The following is an 18,494-nucleotide window of genomic DNA, read 5'->3' on the forward strand; positions in this document are numbered from 1 at the left end:
AGGAATGATTATAATAATGAAAAAAATACAATTGATGATCTTGACAAATGCACTTATGCTGACTATGGCTGTATCTGCGGGGACCGCTCTTCTCGCTCCTGTGGAAGTTCGTGCTTCTGAAGTGAGTGAAATGACAATGGAGGTTTCTGAGAAGTCGGTTCCTGCTATGGAAAATTTCATGAAAAGCAGAAGGCATGAGTATCACAAAGCGCTTATGATGGGGCAAGATGTACCGGGAAATGGACAAAAAAATGGAATCTACAATTGTCCGATTGAAAACAATCCCAATGTCCACCACTGTCAGATGTAGAGGCTGAAAAAACACAGGATTACTTGAGAAAAAACAAATTTTTGACACAAATGGATCATATGATGTAATCAAAGAACAACCAAAGGAGGAAATAAAAATGAACAAAATCAGTAAGATTATTGCAGGCAGCACATTGGCGGTGGCTATGGGAATCACATCCCTCACAGTATTTGCAGCAGCAAAGTACGACAATCCCTGGGAGGCCCTGGCTGGTATCACAGGAAAGTCCATTGAAGAGATTGAAGAAGAACATTTCGAAGAAGGAAAAATGCTCTATGAAATCGCGGAAGATGAGGGAAAATTGGAGGAATTCAGAAACGAAGTTCTGGAGCAGAAAAAAGATGTCATTGAAGAACGTGTGAAGGAAGGTTCGCTATCCAGAGAACGCGCAGATCAGATTCTTGAGAATATTGAAAATGGTACTGGTCCATGCGGTGGTGGAGTCGCTGGTCAGAACTATGGTCTCGGATTCGGAAGAGGCATGGGACGTGGTATGATGAATGGTGGTTTCGGAGGATTTGGTAGAAACAGATAGTTCATATAAATAAAAGGAGATGCTGATGCATCTCCTTTTATTTATGATGTATCAGAGCTTCTTTCCAGATCTTTTCTAGCATCTCTTCTGAAAATCTTGCATTGGCTGGACTGGTGCTTGGTAACTGAAGCACTTCAATCGCATCCCCTATCAAAGTCTTTTGAAATCTATTATATAGTTTGTAAGCGGTTGTGCCATTACATAGAATGCGCCGGATGTCCAAGTTTTCGAGAAGGAAGGTCAGGTCATTGGGGACAGCATCTTTGATGCTGCTGTCTGAGGAACCTTCTATCGTGCAGGAATGAAGAACATCCCAAAGTGCGATTCTCCGTTCCAGTAAAAACTGAGTTTTCTCCTCGTTCGTCTCCAGCGTCTTATGATAGTTAAAAATTCTTGGCAAGATCCTCCAGAATCGATTCTGAGGATGCGCGTAATAAAACATGGATGCTCTAGACTTCACCGAAGGAAAACTGCCAAGAATGAGAGTCTTAGAATATTCATTATAGATTGGTGAAAGTGGATGTATTTGATTTTCCGTGATTTGAACCCTCGTTTCCGTGTTTATTTACTCTTCACAAGGTATTGAAACCTTGATATAATGGTTTAAAATAACGTTTGATAGGAGATTATTATGGAAAACACCTTGGTACTGATCAAACCTGATGCGGTGGAAAGAAACCTCATCGGCAACATTATAGCACTTTATGAGGCAAACAGCCTGAAAGTCACTAAACTTCGTATGGTTCATGCGGATGTGGAGACTGCGACGGAGCATTATAAGGAACATGAGGGAAGAGACTACTTTGAGCCTCTTATTACCTACATCACAAGAAGTCCTTTGGTAGCCATGGTGCTTGAAGGTGAGAATGCCATCCAAAAAGTGAGAGAACTGAACGGAAAAACCAATCCTGCAGATGCAGAAACTGGTACGGTCAGAAAGCTCTACGGTGTCAGCTATCGTGAGAATACAGTTCATGCTTCAGACTCTAAGGAAAGTGCAGAAAAAGAAATCAATATCTGGTTTTAGAAGACCATGAGAAAAGACCGCTTTAAGTTTTAGAACTTGAAGCGGTCTTTTGATCTTTAGCTATTTCTTATTTCTGCGAAGTACTTGTGACAGCCTTGTTTCGGTACCCAGTTTTATTCTTCTGTAATTTTTAAGGTGAAGAGACATACTAAGGAATGCTCCTAGGATTGACAGAACCAGCGGACCTGGCCCAAAATCTTTCAGATAAGTCAGCACTACCACATAAGTGGTCAGTGCTGCTGTTCCTAGCACAATATAGTCTGTTAGCAAAGTGGTGGATGCAATAAGAAGGATACCGATGAGACCATATATAGGATTCAAACCAAGCAGGATGCCTATGAGGGTTGCTGTACCCTTCCCTCCCTTAAAATTCATATAAAATGGATAGATATGTCCTAAAATCGCTGTATAGCCAGCTAAATAAAGGATAAAGGCGCCTTCTGAGTTCAGCTCCACATCAAAGAGCAGCTTGACTAGAAAAATGGATGCTGCACCTTTTAGCACATCAATGAAAGCAACAAGTGCCCCGAACTTCCAGCCAAGAGATTCTACGGCGTTGGATGCCCCTGCGTTTCCCTGGCCCATGGTCCTGATATCCACTTTCTTGATCAGTTTTCCAAGTATATAGGCAGCTTGGATGTTGCCAAGCAAATATCCGATGACAGCGGAAATAATAAATTCTTTCATGTGTCTCCTAAGGAACTATGTCCGATTCATATATTCTGTGTTGAGGTGATGGTGTTTTAACAGTCTAGTAATCTAATGCACTAGAGCAGTCTAAAGTTTTATGGACTGTTTTCTGCAGTGGTCTTAAAACTTACTCGTCCAAAAACAGTTCGGGTTCAAGATCCTCATCAGAAATCTGATGACCGCTCATGAGAAAATCTATAAGGTCCAGATTCCGGTATCCTTCCTTATATCGTTTCAAAGTTTTTGTGACCGTTCTGAGAAGGCTTGCAGAGAGATGGATGGTGGATTTAATCTCCTCTTCCTGATAATATGGTTTTTCAAAAAGAAGATGCAGTTTCTCATAGAGCATTTTTTTATAGGAAGCATCCACCTGAGGATCTTTATGGGGACCGTGAGGTCCCCGGTGATGCTCATCACACAGATAGATCCTGTTCAGCGGATAGTCAAGCCCACCCTCTTCTTTATGAATGATGTGATGCCTGTCTCCTTTTTTTCCACAAACATAGCAAGGATTCAAAACTTTAGTTCTCACCCTTTGTTTCATCAGCTTTTTTAGCAAAATGATAGTTGAACTTGTTTTCATCTTCCATGACAATTCGGTTGATGAAATCTTCCATGGAAACCTTGCCTTCATCACCCTTTTCTCTGCTGGTTACAGATAATGTACCGTCTTGCTGTTCCTGTTCTCCAATGACTACAAAATATGGAATCTTTTCATTTCTAGCCTCTCGAATTTTGTAGCCGATCTTTTCATTTCTTTCATCCATTTCTGCGCGTATTCCCTTTTTCTTCATGAGCGCCAGCACTTCTTCCACATAATCATGATATTTTTCTGAGATGGGGAGAAGTCTTACCTGGACTGGAGCAAGCCAAAGTGGCATTGCGCCCGCATACTTTTCAATGAGGATGGCCAAAGTTCTTTCATAACATCCGATGGAGGTTCTGTGAATGACGATGGGGTGTTTCTTCTGCCCGTCTTTATCCACATAAGTCATGTTGAATCTGCCAGGAAGAGCAAAGTCGATCTGTACTGTGATGATGGTATCTTCCTTACCATGTACATTTTTCATCTGCAGGTCCAGCTTTGGACCATAGAAGGCCGCTTCCCCTTCTGCTTCCACATAGTTCACGCCCGCATGGTCGAGAATCTCTCTCATGGTATTTTGTGTCGCTTCCCAAGCTTCAGGGTTATTGATGTATTTGTGTGTATCCTTTGGATCCCATTTGGAGAATCTATAGGTAATGTCATCTTTAATACCCAGGACTTCCATGACATAATTGGTAAGATCAAGAACCCCTTTGAACTCTTCTTCCAGCTGATCCGGTCTTACGATGAGATGACCTTCTGAAATGGTGAACTGGCGGACTCTTGTTAAACCGTGCATCTCACCTGAGGATTCATTTCTGAACAGTGTCGAGGTTTCTCCCATTCTTACGGGAAGGTCTCTATAGCTGTGCTGATCAGAATTATAAATGGCAAATTGGAAAGGACAGGTCATAGGTCTTAAAGCCATGACTTCCCCTTCAACGTCATCACCGAACAGGTCTCCATGACCATGAGGGTCCTGACACATGATGAACATGCCATCCTTGTAATGATCCCAGTGTCCGGAAATTTTAAACAGATCAGACTTAGACATCAGGGGTGTTTGAGTAAATTCATAGCCTCTGCTTTCTTCCAGATCCTCGATGAATCTCTTCATGACCTGGAGAATCTTGGTTCCGTTTTTCTTGAATAGAGGAAGGCCCTGACCAATGAGCTCAGAAGAAGTGAAGATACCGAGCTCTCTTCCAATCTTGTTGTGGTCTCTTTTCTTTGCTTCTTCTACTCTCAAAAGGTATTCATCCAGGTCTGCTTTCTTAGGGAATGAGGTGCCGTAGATTCTTGTCAGCATTTTGTTCTTTTCAGAACCTCTCCAATAAGCTCCTGCCACCTGGGTCAGCTTAAATGCTTTCACCAGCTTTGTGGATGTGATATGAGGTCCAGCGCACAGATCCACGAACTCTCCCATCTTGTAGAAGGACAATACTTCATCTTCAGGAAGATCTTCAATGAGCTCCACTTTATAAGGCTCATCGATCTCCTTCATGAGCGCGATGGCTTCTTCTCTAGAAAGAGTATATCTTTCCAGTTTCAGATCTTCTTTTACGATTTTCTTCATTTCTTCTTCGATCTTCAGCAGATCCTCCGCAGAGAAACTGCCTTCTTTATCGAAGTCATAGTAGTATCCGTCTGCGATGGCTGGTCCAATGGCCAGTTTCACTTCTGGATATAGTCTCTTCACTGCTAGCGCAAGTATATGAGAAGAGGTATGCCGGAACGCATGCTGTCCGTCTTCATCATCAAAAGTTCTGATTTCAAGAGTACAGTCTTCTTCCAGCGGGAACCGAAGGTCTACACGCTCCCCGTTGACCCTTCCTGCCATGGCAGCTCTGCCGAGGCCAGATGAGATTGCAAATGCGGCATCTTTTACTGTGGAGCCTTTTTCAAGCTCTATGACATTTCCGTCTTTTAATGTAATGTTGATCATTTCCATTCCTCCTGTATAAATAAAAATAGACCCGTCCCAAAGAAAGGGACGAGTCGTCGCGGTTCCACCCTAATTAAAATAAAGATATACTTTATTATCACTCTACGCCTTAACGCGGCAAACGGAAGCACTTATATAAAAAGTATCCTCGTGCTCCACTCCCAGGGGGTCTTCGTTAGTAGAACTCACTGGAAACTTCCAGCCTAGGTTTCCTTCTCTTTGAGAGTTCTAATAAGTACTCGTCCTGTTCATCATGTTGATGGTATTGAATTTCCTTTATTATAGCGGATAAAAAAAGCATCGTCAACGGAAGAAGTCATCTAATGCAAGGATTTAGGTGTCTTTCTTTTTTGGAAAACTTCAGCACCGTAATCTTCTTTGGAACCAAGAAAAAATAAACGTTTACAGTCTTTTTTTAGGACACTTTTCAAAGTATAATGAAGGAGTATAAGGAGGTTTTCAGATGCTTACTATTTCACTTCATTTTCCGCGGTGCAGTGGCCATGAAAGAAAAAACCGGCTCATTAAAAGCATCGTCTTTCGTGTGGCAGGACGCTTTTCCTTGCCCGATCAGGACGTTCGTGTCATTTTTTATGAATCGGAGTTCCGATCTGATATGGAGCCTAATTTAGGAGATTTCATTCACATTGATGTGGTTTCCTGTCCTCCACTAGTGCTGGAGGAGAAAAAAGCTTTGGCAGAGATTCTGAAAGATGAAATCAATATTTTTTCTGGCACCAAAGTAGATGATGTATCCATCTTTATCATGAACAGCGATTGTGAATCTTTTTTCGAATAATAGCAGACAGAACAGGTAGGACTTCTGGAGTGGATGATGGTACTTCTCGGAGAGTTCCCGCCTGTTTTTGTTTATGAAAACCGTTGAAAATGCTGGATTTCTTAGTGTTTTAGTAGGAAATAAAAATCGTGTTTGCCCCATTTCTCATAGCTTCCACTGACAACAAATGCTTTTTTCTGAATTAAAATGACAATAATTTGACAATAATGTAAATTGTACTGAATTGAAGCGCTTTCCATTGATTTGATGATACTCTCGGGCTATAATTAATATTGTTTGGCAATTATTTAACAAGGGGGAGAATTAATGTGTAGTTTACTTGAAAATCCAAAAATCCAGGAGCTGGACACTTTTATTGATGAAATTCATGCAAAAGAATCTGACCTCATCGAAGTGCTTCATAAGGCCCAAAACCTCTTCGGATACATTTCGGAAGAGCTGGTAGCCCATATCAGTGATAAGCTTGGGGTCCCAAGAGCCAAGATCTATGGCGTGGTGAGCTTCTATTCCTATTTTACAACGGAACCTAGAGGCAAAAATGTCATCAATGTCTGTATGGGTACCGCCTGCTTTGTACGTGGTGCAGATAAGATTCTGAGAGAACTGGAATCCCAGTTGAGATTGAAATCAGGAGAAACCTCCATTGACGGTCTCTATACCATTGATTCCTTACGCTGTGTAGGAGCTTGTGGATTGGCTCCAGTTGTCATGGTCAATGATAAAGTCTACGGAAGAGTTGAAAGCGCTGATGTAGCTAAGATCATCAGTGAGTGTGAGGTGTAATATGCTAAGAAGTATTGAAGATCTACAGAAAGTAAGAGAGCAAAGCCAAGGCCTTCTCTTCCTGAGAAAGAATGTGGAAGCGGTCACTGGAAAAAGAGAAATCCTTGTATGTGCAGGAACTGGCTGCCACAGCGCCATGAGTAAAGAAATCGTACAGGAGTTCAATGACGAGCTGAAAAAGCGCAACATGTCGGATAAAGCGACTTGCCATATAACCGGCTGCTTCGGTTTCTGTGAAAAAGGTCCCATTGTTAAAGTATATCCTGATGATGTTTTTTATACTGAAGTTAAGGTGTCCGATGTGGATGAGATCATCTCCAACCATCTTATGGAAGGTGAGATTGTAGAGCGTCTTCTCTATGTGGATCCAAAGACCAAGAAGAAAATCGATACTCAGCATCATATGGACTTCTACGGCAAGCAGAATCGAATTGCTTTAAGAAACTGCGGTCTCATCGATCCTGAAAGAATTGAGGAGTATATCGCCAATGATGGATATGTTGCTTTGGCAGACATTCTTTCAAACAAGCAGCCCATCGATGTGGTGAACCATCTTAAAGATTCAGGACTGCGTGGACGTGGAGGCGGCGGATACCCTACAGGATCCAAATGGGGTATGACCTTAAGAAGCCCGGGTTCAGAAAAGTATATGGTTTGTAATGCTGATGAAGGAGATCCAGGAGCTTTTATGGACCGTTCCATTCTGGAAGGAGATCCGCACAGTATCATCGAAGCCATGGCCATTGGCGGGTTTGCTATAGGGGCGAACAAGGGTATTGTTTATATCAGAGCAGAATATCCCCTGGCCATTAAGAGACTCAAGATTGCCATAGCACAGGCGAAAGAATATAATCTTCTCGGCAAAAACATACTGAATACCGGATTTGATTTTGATCTTGAGATCAAGTATGGCGCAGGTGCTTTTGTATGTGGTGAAGAAACTGCTCTCATACAGAGTATAGAAGGTCACCGTGGAGAACCTGTATCAAAGCCTCCCTACCCTTCTGAGTCAGGTCTTTTCGGAAAGCCTACCTGTGTAAACAATGTAGAGACTCTTGCGAATGTTCCTGTGATTTTCCAGAAAGGTGCAGAGTGGTATGCTTCCATCGGAACAGAGTTCTCAAAAGGAACCAAAGTATTTGCTTTAGCAGGAAAGATCAACAATGTAGGTCTTGTGGAAGTTCCTATGGGCATCACCTTGAGAGAAATCATCTATGAAATCGGTGGTGGCATTAAAGGTGGACATGCTTTCAAGGCGGTCCAGACAGGAGGACCTTCAGGTGGTTGTATCACAGAGAAAGATCTGGATACTCCGATTGACTATGAGTCTTTGAACCGCATCGGATCCATGATGGGTTCAGGTGGAATGATTGTCATGGATGAAGAGAACTGCATGGTGGATATCGCTAAATTCTATCTGGACTTTACAGTAGAAGAATCTTGCGGTAAATGTACTGCATGTAGAGTTGGTAACAAGAGACTTCTTGAAATCCTCGAAAGAATCACTCAAGGAAAAGGTGAAGAAGCGGATCTTGAGAAGCTTAAGAACCTCTCGGAAACCATTAAGGACACCTCATTGTGTGGACTTGGACAGACCGCGCCAAATCCAATCTTAAGCACGATTAAGTTTTTTGAGGATGAATACCGTGCTCATATTATAGAGAAACGATGTCCTTCAGGAGTATGTAGAGACCTGATGCGCTATGTGATTTCAGATGCATGTATCGGCTGTACAAAATGCGCTAGAGCATGTCCAGTAGATGCAATTTCAGGAAAAGTCAGAGAGAAACATGTTATCGATCAGGAAAAATGCATCAAATGTGGTGCTTGTTACACCGCTTGTCCAGTGAAGCCTATTAAGGCAGTTCAAATTGTTTAGGAGGAATCGTTATGGTCAATATCACCATTAATAATAAGGAGATTCAGGTTCCTGCAAATTTCACCATTTTGCAGGCAGCAGAAACTCTGAATATCAAAATCCCTACCCTTTGCCATTTGGACCTTCACAACATCAAGATGGTGAACAAAGTGGCATCCTGCAGAGCTTGTGTTGTGGAAGTGGAAGGAAGAAGAAATCTTGCTCCAGCTTGTTCCACGCCAGTATATGAAGGCATGAAGATCAAGACAGATACCATCCGTTCCATTAAAGCCAGAAGAACCATGGTGGAGCTTCTCATATCCGATCATCCAAAGGATTGTCTGGTGTGCTTGAAGAATCAGGAATGTGAGCTGCAGAAGATTTCAGCAGATTTGGGCATAAAGCAGGTTCATTTCGAAGGCGAGATGTCTCTGTTCCCTGTGGATATGTCTTCTAAAGCCATTTATCGTGACTCTTCCAAATGTATCCTTTGCAGAAGATGTGAAACCATGTGTAATGAAGTGCAGACGGTACATGCGCTTTCCGGTCTTGACCGTGGGTTTGATACTGTTGTCGGTCCTGCTTTCCACGCACCGCTTGGAGAAACGGTCTGTACATTCTGTGGTCAGTGTGTAGCTGTATGCCCTACTGGCGCACTTGTTGAAATTGACAATGTGTCCAAAGTATGGAATGCACTGGCGGACAAGTCAAAAACAGTGGTTGTGCAAGTGGCTCCTGCTGTGCGTGTAGCCATTGGAGAGCTGTTCGGTCTCGAGCCCGGAGCTGTAGTGACTGGAAAGATGGTCACAGCCCTCAAGAATCTTGGATTCAGTTATGTTTTTGATACGAATTTCGCTGCGGATTTGACCATTATGGAAGAAGCCCATGAGATGATCAATAGGATCCAGAACAATAAAAAGCTGCCAATCCTTACCAGCTGCTGCCCTGCCTGGGTCAAGTTCTTTGAACATCAGTTCCCAGATCTGCTGGATATTCCATCCAGCTGCAAGTCCCCTCACGAGATGTTTGGGGCCATCACAAAACATTACTTCGCGAAGAAGATGAACATCGATCCCAAAGATGTTGTGGTGGTTTCAGTCATGCCTTGTGTAGCGAAGAAATATGAGGCAGAAAGACCAGAACTTGAGTATGACGGAGTAAAGGACGTGGATGTCGTTATCACCACCAGAGAGCTTGGAAGAATGATCAAAGAAGCTGGAATGAATTTCCTCATGCTGGAAGACTCCGAATATGACAATCCACTAGGAGAATCTTCAGGTGCAGCGCAGATCTTCGGCACCACAGGTGGCGTTATTGAAGCGGCGCTAAGAACCGCAGCAGTTCAGCTCACAGGAGGCGCAATTGATAAGATTGACTACAATGAAGTGCGTGGAATGGAAGGACTCCGTGAGGCAACCGTTGAAATCGGAGACCTCAAACTGAACATCGCCATTGCCAATGGCCTTGGAAACGCCAGAACGCTTCTGGAGAACATCAGAAAAGGAAAGAGCAACTACCATGCCATTGAGATTATGGCTTGTCCTGGAGGCTGTATAGGCGGTGGTGGACAGCCCTACCATCATGGAGACCTGGAGATTCTCAAAGAGAGAGCAAAAGGAATCTATGCCATCGACCAGAGTCAGAGCATCAGAATGTCCCATGAAAATCCATACATTCAGGATCTTTATAAAGAATTCCTCGGAGAACCTGGTGGAGAGATGGCGCACAAGCTCCTTCACACCAAGTACTTTGAAAGAGAAAAGTAAAATAACCCAAGCAAAAAGAGCAGCAACCGCTGCTCTTTTACTTTGAATTACTTTTTACTTGTTGATGATATCCTTGAGGTCTTTGCCTGCTCTGAATGCTGGCTGCTTGAACTCTGGAATCTGAATTTCTTCGTTGGTCTTAGGATTTCTTCCTACCCTAGCTTTTCTATTCTTAACTTCAAAGGTACCGAATCCGGAAAGCTGTACTTTATCACCTTCTGTTAGAGCTTCTACAATGCTCTCGATGGTAGCTTTCAGAACCTTTTCAGAATCCTTTTTTGTGAAGTTTGTTTTTTCTGCAATTTTGGTTACGAGTTGTGCTTTATTCATTTACATAGTCCTCCTTATTTCTGAACACAAAGATTATTAAAACAGAATTCACCTTAGAAATCAAGTGCTTCACGAGATTTTGTTCCTGAACCGTACTCTTTTTTGAGTTAAAGGGTTTCAAAATACTGTATCAATATTCAGGAACATGGACTCGGTGTTAGTCCTTTCTGATTTCTTTGAGTAGATTTCCAATATCTTCATGAGTGAAATCATACTTTGTGTTACAGAAATGGCAGACCAGTTCTTCTTCTTTGTTTTCGTCATAAAGCTTAGTCAGTTCTTCTTCTCCGATGGAGATGAAGGCTTTTTCAACTCGCTCTCTAGAACAGTCACAATAAAGGACAGGTGTGCCTTCTGTAAGAACCTGAAGGTCCATGTCTTCGAAAATAAACTGAAGTACCTCTAGAATGGAATTCCCATCACGAAGCAGTGTGGTTAAGTTTGGGATTTCTTCCAGGCGGTATGTGATGAGATCTGCCAGCATTTCGTCGGCGCCAGGCATCATCTGTATGATAAAACCTCCGGATTTCATCACACTGCCATCTACATCGACCAGAACCCCCAAAGCTACAGCAGATGGAGTCTGTTCAGAAACCGTATAGTAATAGGCTAGATCTTCTGCGATTTCACCAGTATAGATCGGTACAGAACTCACATAGGGCTCTTTCATTCCTAAATCTGTAATCACCGTGAGTTTGCCATCCAGACCGATGATTCCGGAAACATTGAGCTTTCCAAGATCATTGTGTACCATATCCGCATCCGGATTCACGATATAACCTTTCACCCGCCCTTCGGAGCGTCCGGTGACAAGAATGCCGCCAGAGATGCCCCCACCGTTTATCTGAACGGTGACAGAGTCTTGTTCTCCTTTCAGCATGGAACCCATCATAGCACCAGCTGTAAGCATTCTTCCATAAGCAGCCGTTGCTGTAGGCATCGTGTTGTGGTTTTTTACTGCCTCGTTCACGAGTGCAGTTGTTTCAGCAGCAATGATTCTAACACTGCCTTCTTTAGCCATTGCGTGTATCAGTTTGTCCATTTTATTCCCTCTTTCTTGCAATAATCGTCCATCGTTCTGTGGTTTGCATTGGTTTATTTTTTGAATAATTGTCATATAGTTCGATACTTTTGAACCCAGCAGAGTTCAGCATTGAAACCAAAAGATCTGACTCATAGGCACGTTCCATGTGAAACTCCTCAATACGCTCATAAAGATCTCCATTTTGAATGAAGAAGTTCAAAGACATCTCCACCGTGTCATCATCCAGGAAATTCTCCCAGGTATAGACCAGATCCTCCGTGGTATACACAAAGTCGTGATTTCCAAGGATCTCTTTTATTTTGTACGGAGACTGGACATCAAAGATAAATACACCATCTGGTGTAAGATGGTCAAAAACCTTGTTGAACACCTCTTGTACCTGGTCTTCCTCCAGAAGATAATTAAGCGCATCGATGGAAGAGGTCACAAGATCAAATTCTTTCCGGAAATCAATCTCCTCCATGGACAAGGCATAGGCTTTATGGTGCAATCCAGCTTCAGTGAATTTAGATACTGCTTCCGTAAGCATATCCGGTGACAGGTCCACAAGATAAGTCTCCTGAAAATGCCTGGCGATGAGCATTGATAAAGTGCCAGTTCCGCACCCAAGGTCCAGGTATCGGTTTTTATTTTCTGTGTATTCTAAGATAAAAGATGCGATATCCTCATAGCAGATATCCTCCTGAATCAGCATATCATAAATTCTCGAAAAATCACGATAACTTTCCATTTCATCACAGTTCCTTCCAAATTACTATATGCAGTTATGATTCTAGTATTTTATCATAAATCACCATATTATCCTAGGGCTGAAACAGGTGCAAAAAAAGACTGCTGTTCAGCAGTCTTTACCGGTTGTGCTATTGAGATTTCTTCTTTCTCCCAGTCAGAGAATAAACAAGAAATACAAAACCAATGGCGATGTACAGGATGCCTTGCAGATAAGCCTGATCCAGAATGAAAAGTACAGCTGCGAAAAGCATCAGGAGTATCACTACGCCTTGGATTAGAAGTAAGCTCTTATCCATAAATATCCCTCTATTCATCTATAATATGTAATTATAGGCTCATTAGAAAGGATGTCAATATGAAAATTATGATATATTCAGATTTTTATCATTCTCTTCAGAATCTTCATCATTTCCGAATAAATCGTTTACAGAACTTGCTTTCTGTATCGAAGATGATGAAACCTCATAGGCGACTTTATCTTCTGTCCGTCCATCAGGATAGGTTTTCGTATATCCTCGGGACTGGAGCCTTCCAGTGATTCTCAGCATATCCCCTACCTGCATATTCTTAGTGAACTTCGCGTTACGACCCCAGGCAATTACAGGGATGTAGTCGGTTTTATTGAACTGTCTGTTCACAGCCAACAATAAATCTGTAATTTCTCTGCCGAATGGTGTCATTCTATAAATGGGATCCTTGCAGATATATCCTGTAAGCTCAATAAGATTAGGCTCTTCTGCATGCTCTTCTGGAAACTCAATATCCCTTGCAAAAACGGTAAGGAGCAGCTTGTTTTTTGATCCTACCACTTTATTGTAGCTTCTCAGCTGCCCAGTGATTTTAGTGTATCGTTCCAAGAGGCTTTCGTTCTCAGGCAGCAGCTTTTTGGATATGGTTATGTTTAAAATATCCTTTGAATCACTCAACCGGTTTACAGAGAATAATCCGGTATAGAACTCTTCCCCAAAGAGTTCATGGCTGAATTCAGGTGGTTGTACAAAAAGACCTTCCAGGATGACAATGTTATCATTTGTTGCTTCCAAGTTGCGATTCCCCCCATTTGTTCCATATACATGTCACTTTTGTAAAAGTTCTACATTTAATTATAACAAACTTGTATTCGATTACAAGTCATCTCCGAAATATATCATAAAAATATGGAATTATTTCACAGAGTCTTCTACTGCTTTTTCAGTTGTCATGACCGTGTTTTTTGAGTATCATGGAAATAGTGTTAAGGAGGAGATTATGGACAACGCTTTAGCAGAGAATAAACTATTAATTTTGTATACATTGAATCAGTCCAAGCTGATTCTTACGAAAACTCAGTTTTCCAATATTATTCTGGAATGTATGTACATCAATTATTTTGAACTGCAACAGTACATTGAGGAACTCATAAAGACTGGACTGGTGCTTCTGGATGTTGTTCATGAGAAGGAAGCTGTGGTGATTTCAGATCAGGGAAAGAGTGTTCTTGGCATGTTTCAGGATAGAATACCGGACCGGAAGAAAAAGGTCATTGATACCTATCTCACAGAAAACATCAACCATCTAATCAGAGAGACCACCATTACTCATGAAATCAGTGAGGGTCCTCACGGTACATTCCAGGTGATACTGAGTGCCTTTGAAAACAAAGATGAACTGATACGGATCAGTATGAATGTGCCAACGAAGGAAACTGCGGAAAAATCCGTTCAGACCTGGAAGAAAGAGTCCACTAAGATTTATGAACTTCTTTATAAGGAGCTCAGTAAAAAAGGACAGTAGAAAAGTCCGAAGGAAGCAGTATGGCTGTTTTCCTTCGGACTTTTCTACTATTGAGATTATTTGACGGTTTCTTTTTGAATCTGTTCTGCAGCAGTCCTCATAGCTCCAATGGTATAGAGGGACCCTGTGGAGAGTATGAGATCTCCTTCTGTAAAATCCTCTACAGCTTTACTGTAAGCTTTTGCCACTGTATGACAAAGAAGGTATGGTTTTTCAGATGGCAGGTAGGACGCCAGTTCGTCCTCTGGAAGTGCCCGGAAATCATCTGGTGTGTGAAGATAACATTTTGATGCAGCCTCGGTAAGGAGCTTTGTGACAGCAGATACATCCTTATCTTTCAGCATACCCAGCAATAGAAGTATTTTTTTATTCGGAAAATAGGTCTGGATGCTTTCTATGAGCCGTATTGCCCCATCCTCATTATGAGCCCCATCCATCAGAGTCAAAGGCTCCTCTGCTACAATTTCCATACGACCGATCCAAGTGACTGTTTCTAGTGCTTTTTTTATGGATTCCACAGTGAGGTTCCGGTAGCCCAACTTTTGAAGTGTCAGCAGCGCCAGCACTGAAGTGGCGGCGTTCTCCAGCTGATAGGTGCCAAGAAGATTCAGTCTTGCAGTAAAAAGTGGAATGTCATCCATCTTAAAACGGAGTTTCTGTCTGAACCCTTCCAGTTCAAGAAATTCATACATGGTCGGTTCCACAAAGGTGATGCCTGTTTGTTTTTTAGTCGCTTCACTGCAGAGAACCTCTCGTGCTTCCTGCTTTTGTGTAGAAGAAATCACTGGAGCTGATTTTATGATACCAGCTTTATGGAAGGCGATTTCACGAAGCGTACTTCCAAGCTGACTCACATGATCTATGGAAATGGACGTGATCACCGATAAAATGGGTAACAGCACATTGGTCGCATCATAACGTCCCCCGATCCCAACCTCCATGACACAGACATCCACATTTTTTTCCTTGAAGTACAGGAAGGCCATGGCAGTGACCACTTCAAATTCTGAAGGATGACCGAAGCCTTCCTGAAGAAGCGTTTCGATTCTCTTTTTGACAATGCTGTAGTAGTTTATCACCTCTTCTTCTTTGATGAAGTTTCCGTTCACAGCAATTCTTTCTCTGAACTCAATGATATAAGGTGAGGTGAACAGCCCAACGGTATACCCGCTGGTGGCGAGACTATGGGCAATCATTTTGGAGATGGATCCTTTTCCGTTTGTGCCCGCAACATGAACACATCGGAGAGAGTTCTGAGGATCACCAAGAAGCTCCATAAGCCTTTCCATTCTCTTTAAATCATTTTCTTTTTTTCTTCTAGGAATACTATGCAGATTCTGTAATGTTTCCTGATAATTCAAGGCATTCACCAATTTCCTTCCAGTTTTCTATCTCCATTATAATGAACTCTGCCGTAGAATCAAGAAAAAGGAAGATGTTTCCATCTTCCCTCTCTGTACTTAGCGTAGGGCGCCAATTCTTTCAAGGACAGCATCCAGCATTAACTGATACTTCTCCCCTTTGGCTCTTTCTTCCTGAACCACATCTTCTTTTGCGTTGGCCAGGAATTTTTCATTGTTCAGTTTTTTGCTGACACGTTCGATTTCTGACTGCAGCTTCTGTTTTTCTTTTTCGAGACGTTCCAGCTCTTTTTCTCTGTCCACAAGATCTAGAAGCGGAATATAGATCTTTGCCGTGGATGTGACCAGAGTGACACTGCCCTCTTCTGCAGGTGCTGTCTCAAGCAGAGTGATGTCTTCTGCATAAGCAAGCTTTATAAGGTAGTCTCTGGAATTTTTGAATGCATCTTCCTTTCCGCTGTTTGGCAGAATGTTCAGCATGGTCTTTCTCTTGTTTGGCACATTCATTTCAGCACGGAGATTTCGGATGCTCTTGATGGCTTCAATGATGCCACCCATGGTGTCTTCAATGGCAGGATCCATGAAGGCTTTCTCTGCTTCTGGCCATGGTGCTTTCATGATGGTTTCTTCATCATTCAGGAAGGAATAAATCTCCTCAGTGATAAATGGCATGGTTGGGTGAAGAAGCTTCAGGGACTTGATGAGAACTTCCCGAATCACGCGGTAGCTGACGCCCTTCTCCTCGTCGGTTCCATTATAGAAAACAGGTTTCACCAGTTCTATATACCAATCACAGAGCTCATTCCAGATGAAGTCATAGACTTTTGCCAGAGCAATGCCTAGCTCAAATTTCTCGAAGTTCTCCGTGACTTCTTCGATCAGATGGTTCATCTTGGATAGGATCCAGCGGTCGGCTAAGCTGTAGTTCTCGCTGTCTTTGTAGGTTTCAAGCAAGGTATCATCCAGATTCATAAGTACAAATCTGGAAGCATTCCAGAGCTTGTTGGCAAAGTTTCTTGCTGCTTCTACCCTTTCTGGATAGAATCGGATATCACTTCCTGGAGCATTTCCTGTAATCAGCATGAATCTCAAGGCATCTGCGCCATACTCATCGATGGTGAGAAGCGGATCCACACCGTTGCCTAAGGATTTACTCATCTTTCTGCCCTGGGAATCTCTCACGATACCATGAATAAACACCGTATCAAATGGGATTTCCTTCATGTTGTAAAGACCGGAAAACATCATTCTCATGACCCAGAATGGAATGATATCATAGCCGGTGACCAAAGTGGATGTTGGGTAGAAATATTTGAGATCTTCTGTCTCATTGGGCCATCCCAGAGTGGAAAAAGGCCATAAAGCAGAACTGAACCAGGTATCTAGCACATCTTCCTCTTCTCTCAGATTTGTGCTTCCACACTTTTTGCAGGAGGAAGGAGCATCATTGGACACGTTGATCTCATGACAGTCATCACAGTACCATACGGGTATTCTGTGGCCCCACCAGAGCTGTCTGGATATACACCAGTCTTGAATATTTTCCAGCCAGTGGAAATATGTTTTTTCAAAACGCTCTGGGACAAAGTTTGTTTTCCTGGATTTTACCGCTTCAATGGCAGGTCCTGCCAGTGGCTTCATTTCAACATACCACTGTTTGGACATGATGGGTTCTATGACAGTGCCACATCTGTCATGGGTGTTGACGTTATGGACATGGGGCTGGATTTTATCCAATAGACCAAGCTCTTCCATATCCTTGACAATGGCTTTTCTTGCTTCATATCTGTCCATCCCATGGTACTTTCCACCCAGTTCGTTGACAACACCACGATCATCCAGAACTTTGATGGCTTCCAGATGATGCCTTGCACCCACATGGAAGTCATTTGGATCATGGGCTGGGGTAATCTTTACACAGCCTGTACCAAACTCTTTGTCCACGTAATCATCAGCCACAATGGGAATGATTCGGTTCATGAGGGGCAGTGTCAGCGTTTTTCCAACCAGGTGTTGGAACCTTTCATCTTCAGGGTGAACCGCAACAGCCGTATCACCAAGCATGGTTTCAGGTCTTGTGGTAGCGATGACCAGATATCCGGTTCCATCTGTCAGAGGATATCTGAAATGCCAGAAGTTGCCTTGTGTCTCCACATATTCAATCTCTGCGTCTGAGAGAGCTGTCTGGCACTTTGGACACCAGTTGGTGATTCTGTCACCACGGTAGATCAGTCCATCATTGTATAGTTTTACAAAAACCTCTCGGACAGCTCTGGAAAGATTATCGTCCATGGTGAAAGCCTCTCTTGTGAAATCACAGGAAGAGCCCAGTTTCTTGATCTGATCTCTGATTTTTCCGCGGTATTCTTCGGACCATTCATACACTTTCTCGAGAAAAGCTTCTCGGCCGATTTCTTTTTTTACGATACCTTCCTTCAGAAGCTCATTTTCCACTCGTACCTCTGTGGCGATGGATGCATGATCTTCTCCGGGAAGCCATAATGTCTCAAAACCCTGCATTCTTTTGAATCTGATGAGCATATCCTGAAGTGTGAGATCCAGTGCATGACCCATGTGCAGTTTACCGGTGATATTTGGTGGTGGCATCACGATGGTGTATGGTTTTTTGTCCGGATCCACCTTGGCTGTGAAGTAGTCTTTCTCCAGCCAGTGTTCATAGAGTCTTTTCTCGAAATCCTTTGGGTTGTACGTTGTGTTGAGATTTTTCTTTTCCATAAGTTCCTCCTAGTGAATTGCTCCGTCCCACATGGACAGAAAATGTACAGACATAGCTATATACATACTGAAAAATGTGTAAAAAAAAAGAGTCTTCATCCTGTAAAAGGACGAAGACTCGCGGTACCACCTTTATTCCCACTTCCATGGGCTCTCATAACATAACGGTTGGGAACAACCGTCTGGACTTACAGATAAAAGTTCAGTCCAGAAGCTCA

At 42.6% G+C, this 18,494-nt stretch carries 19 protein-coding genes and 2 other annotated features (1 of these 21 running past the window's edge); of the genes, 8 read left to right on the plus strand and 11 right to left on the minus strand.

Annotated features, from left to right (window positions below):
* Together DEF30_RS11415 and DEF30_RS11420 are read left to right on the plus strand one after the other, a co-directional pair.
* A partial coding sequence (locus DEF30_RS11415; RefSeq protein ID WP_294099445.1) for a hypothetical protein occupies positions 1-310 on the plus strand: 310 nt, incomplete at its 5' end.
* Between the two features lie 97 nt (positions 311-407).
* Positions 408-845 carry a DUF2680 domain-containing protein gene (locus tag DEF30_RS11420; protein WP_294099448.1) on the plus strand — a complete coding sequence of 146 codons (438 nt, stop codon included), beginning with the start codon at positions 408-410 and terminating at the stop codon, positions 843-845.
* 37 nt (positions 846-882) lie between these two features.
* On the opposite strand, the gene DEF30_RS11425 is transcribed toward DEF30_RS11420, so the two are convergent.
* Complete coding sequence (locus tag DEF30_RS11425) at positions 883-1,410, minus strand: DNA-deoxyinosine glycosylase (RefSeq protein WP_294099718.1); 528 nt, start codon at positions 1,408-1,410, stop codon at positions 883-885.
* A gap of 66 nt (positions 1,411-1,476) precedes the next feature.
* Here DEF30_RS11425 and ndk point away from each other — a divergent pair, with 66 nt between their 5' ends.
* The gene (gene ndk / locus DEF30_RS11430) at positions 1,477-1,872 is read left to right on the plus strand and encodes a nucleoside-diphosphate kinase (RefSeq protein WP_294099451.1); all 396 of its coding nucleotides are present in this window, start codon (positions 1,477-1,479) and stop codon (positions 1,870-1,872) included.
* 60 nt (positions 1,873-1,932) lie between these two features.
* On the opposite strand, the gene DEF30_RS11435 is transcribed toward ndk, so the two are convergent.
* From DEF30_RS11435 to thrS, 3 genes are all read right to left on the minus strand, one after another.
* On the minus strand, positions 1,933-2,559 hold the full coding sequence (locus tag DEF30_RS11435; protein ID WP_294099453.1) for a glycerol-3-phosphate acyltransferase: 627 nt from the start codon (positions 2,557-2,559) through the stop codon (positions 1,933-1,935).
* 130 nt (positions 2,560-2,689) lie between these two features.
* Positions 2,690-3,079, minus strand: a complete 390-nt coding sequence (locus tag DEF30_RS11440; protein WP_294099456.1) for an HNH endonuclease signature motif containing protein — start codon at positions 3,077-3,079, stop codon at positions 2,690-2,692.
* 4 nt (positions 3,080-3,083) lie between these two features.
* Positions 3,084-5,093: a threonine--tRNA ligase gene (gene thrS, locus DEF30_RS11445; RefSeq protein ID WP_294099459.1), complete on the minus strand. Its 2,010-nt coding sequence runs from the start codon at positions 5,091-5,093 to the stop codon at positions 3,084-3,086.
* A 41-nt stretch (positions 5,094-5,134) separates the two neighbouring features.
* Positions 5,135-5,354 (minus strand) — a binding site (T-box leader).
* Positions 5,355-5,556: 202 nt separating this feature from the next.
* Between thrS and DEF30_RS11450 the strand changes: the two genes are divergently transcribed.
* The 4 genes from DEF30_RS11450 (at position 5,557) to DEF30_RS11465 (ending at position 10,299) form a co-directional block, all read left to right on the plus strand.
* Positions 5,557-5,892, plus strand: a complete 336-nt coding sequence (locus DEF30_RS11450) for a hypothetical protein (protein ID WP_294099463.1) — start codon at positions 5,557-5,559, stop codon at positions 5,890-5,892.
* 306 nt (positions 5,893-6,198) lie between these two features.
* Positions 6,199-6,675 (plus strand): NAD(P)H-dependent oxidoreductase subunit E, encoded by a 477-nt coding sequence (locus DEF30_RS11455; RefSeq protein ID WP_074909387.1) that lies wholly within the window; start codon positions 6,199-6,201, stop codon positions 6,673-6,675.
* Between the two features lies 1 nt (position 6,676).
* Positions 6,677-8,554 (plus strand): NADH-quinone oxidoreductase subunit NuoF, encoded by a 1,878-nt coding sequence (locus DEF30_RS11460; protein WP_294099470.1) that lies wholly within the window; start codon positions 6,677-6,679, stop codon positions 8,552-8,554.
* A gap of 5 nt (positions 8,555-8,559) precedes the next feature.
* The gene (locus DEF30_RS11465; RefSeq protein ID WP_294099719.1) at positions 8,560-10,299 is read left to right on the plus strand and encodes an NADH-dependent [FeFe] hydrogenase, group A6; all 1,740 of its coding nucleotides are present in this window, start codon (positions 8,560-8,562) and stop codon (positions 10,297-10,299) included.
* Between the two features lie 54 nt (positions 10,300-10,353).
* Here DEF30_RS11465 and DEF30_RS11470 read toward each other — a convergent pair whose 3' ends face one another.
* The 5 genes from DEF30_RS11470 to DEF30_RS11490 all read right to left on the minus strand — a co-directional run bounded on the left by DEF30_RS11470 (position 10,354) and on the right by DEF30_RS11490 (position 13,449).
* Positions 10,354-10,629 (minus strand): HU family DNA-binding protein, encoded by a 276-nt coding sequence (locus tag DEF30_RS11470; protein WP_031576063.1) that lies wholly within the window; start codon positions 10,627-10,629, stop codon positions 10,354-10,356.
* Positions 10,630-10,786: 157 nt separating this feature from the next.
* Positions 10,787-11,671, minus strand: a complete 885-nt coding sequence (gene hslO / locus DEF30_RS11475; RefSeq protein WP_294099472.1) for an Hsp33 family molecular chaperone HslO — start codon at positions 11,669-11,671, stop codon at positions 10,787-10,789.
* Position 11,672: 1 nt separating this feature from the next.
* Positions 11,673-12,404: a class I SAM-dependent methyltransferase gene (locus DEF30_RS11480; protein WP_294099474.1), complete on the minus strand. Its 732-nt coding sequence runs from the start codon at positions 12,402-12,404 to the stop codon at positions 11,673-11,675.
* A 130-nt stretch (positions 12,405-12,534) separates the two neighbouring features.
* The gene (locus tag DEF30_RS11485; protein WP_294099476.1) at positions 12,535-12,702 is read right to left on the minus strand and encodes a hypothetical protein; all 168 of its coding nucleotides are present in this window, start codon (positions 12,700-12,702) and stop codon (positions 12,535-12,537) included.
* Positions 12,703-12,768: 66 nt separating this feature from the next.
* On the minus strand, positions 12,769-13,449 hold the full coding sequence (locus tag DEF30_RS11490; protein WP_294099477.1) for a single-stranded DNA-binding protein: 681 nt from the start codon (positions 13,447-13,449) through the stop codon (positions 12,769-12,771).
* A 205-nt stretch (positions 13,450-13,654) separates the two neighbouring features.
* Between DEF30_RS11490 and DEF30_RS11495 the strand changes: the two genes are divergently transcribed.
* Entirely contained in the window at positions 13,655-14,179 is a 525-nt protein-coding gene (locus DEF30_RS11495; protein ID WP_294099479.1) for a DUF4364 family protein, read from the plus strand.
* Between the two features lie 56 nt (positions 14,180-14,235).
* Here DEF30_RS11495 and DEF30_RS11500 read toward each other — a convergent pair whose 3' ends face one another.
* Positions 14,236-15,468, minus strand: coding sequence for a folylpolyglutamate synthase/dihydrofolate synthase family protein (locus DEF30_RS11500; RefSeq protein WP_294099481.1), 1,233 nt, complete (start codon positions 15,466-15,468; stop codon positions 14,236-14,238).
* 171 nt (positions 15,469-15,639) lie between these two features.
* Positions 15,640-18,276: a valine--tRNA ligase gene (locus tag DEF30_RS11505; RefSeq protein ID WP_294099483.1), complete on the minus strand. Its 2,637-nt coding sequence runs from the start codon at positions 18,274-18,276 to the stop codon at positions 15,640-15,642.
* A gap of 103 nt (positions 18,277-18,379) precedes the next feature.
* Positions 18,380-18,494 (minus strand) — a binding site (T-box leader); it runs 101 nt beyond the window's last position.

The organism is Proteiniclasticum sp., from assembly GCF_003514505.1.
Taxonomy (GTDB): domain Bacteria; phylum Bacillota; class Clostridia; order Clostridiales; family Clostridiaceae; genus Proteiniclasticum.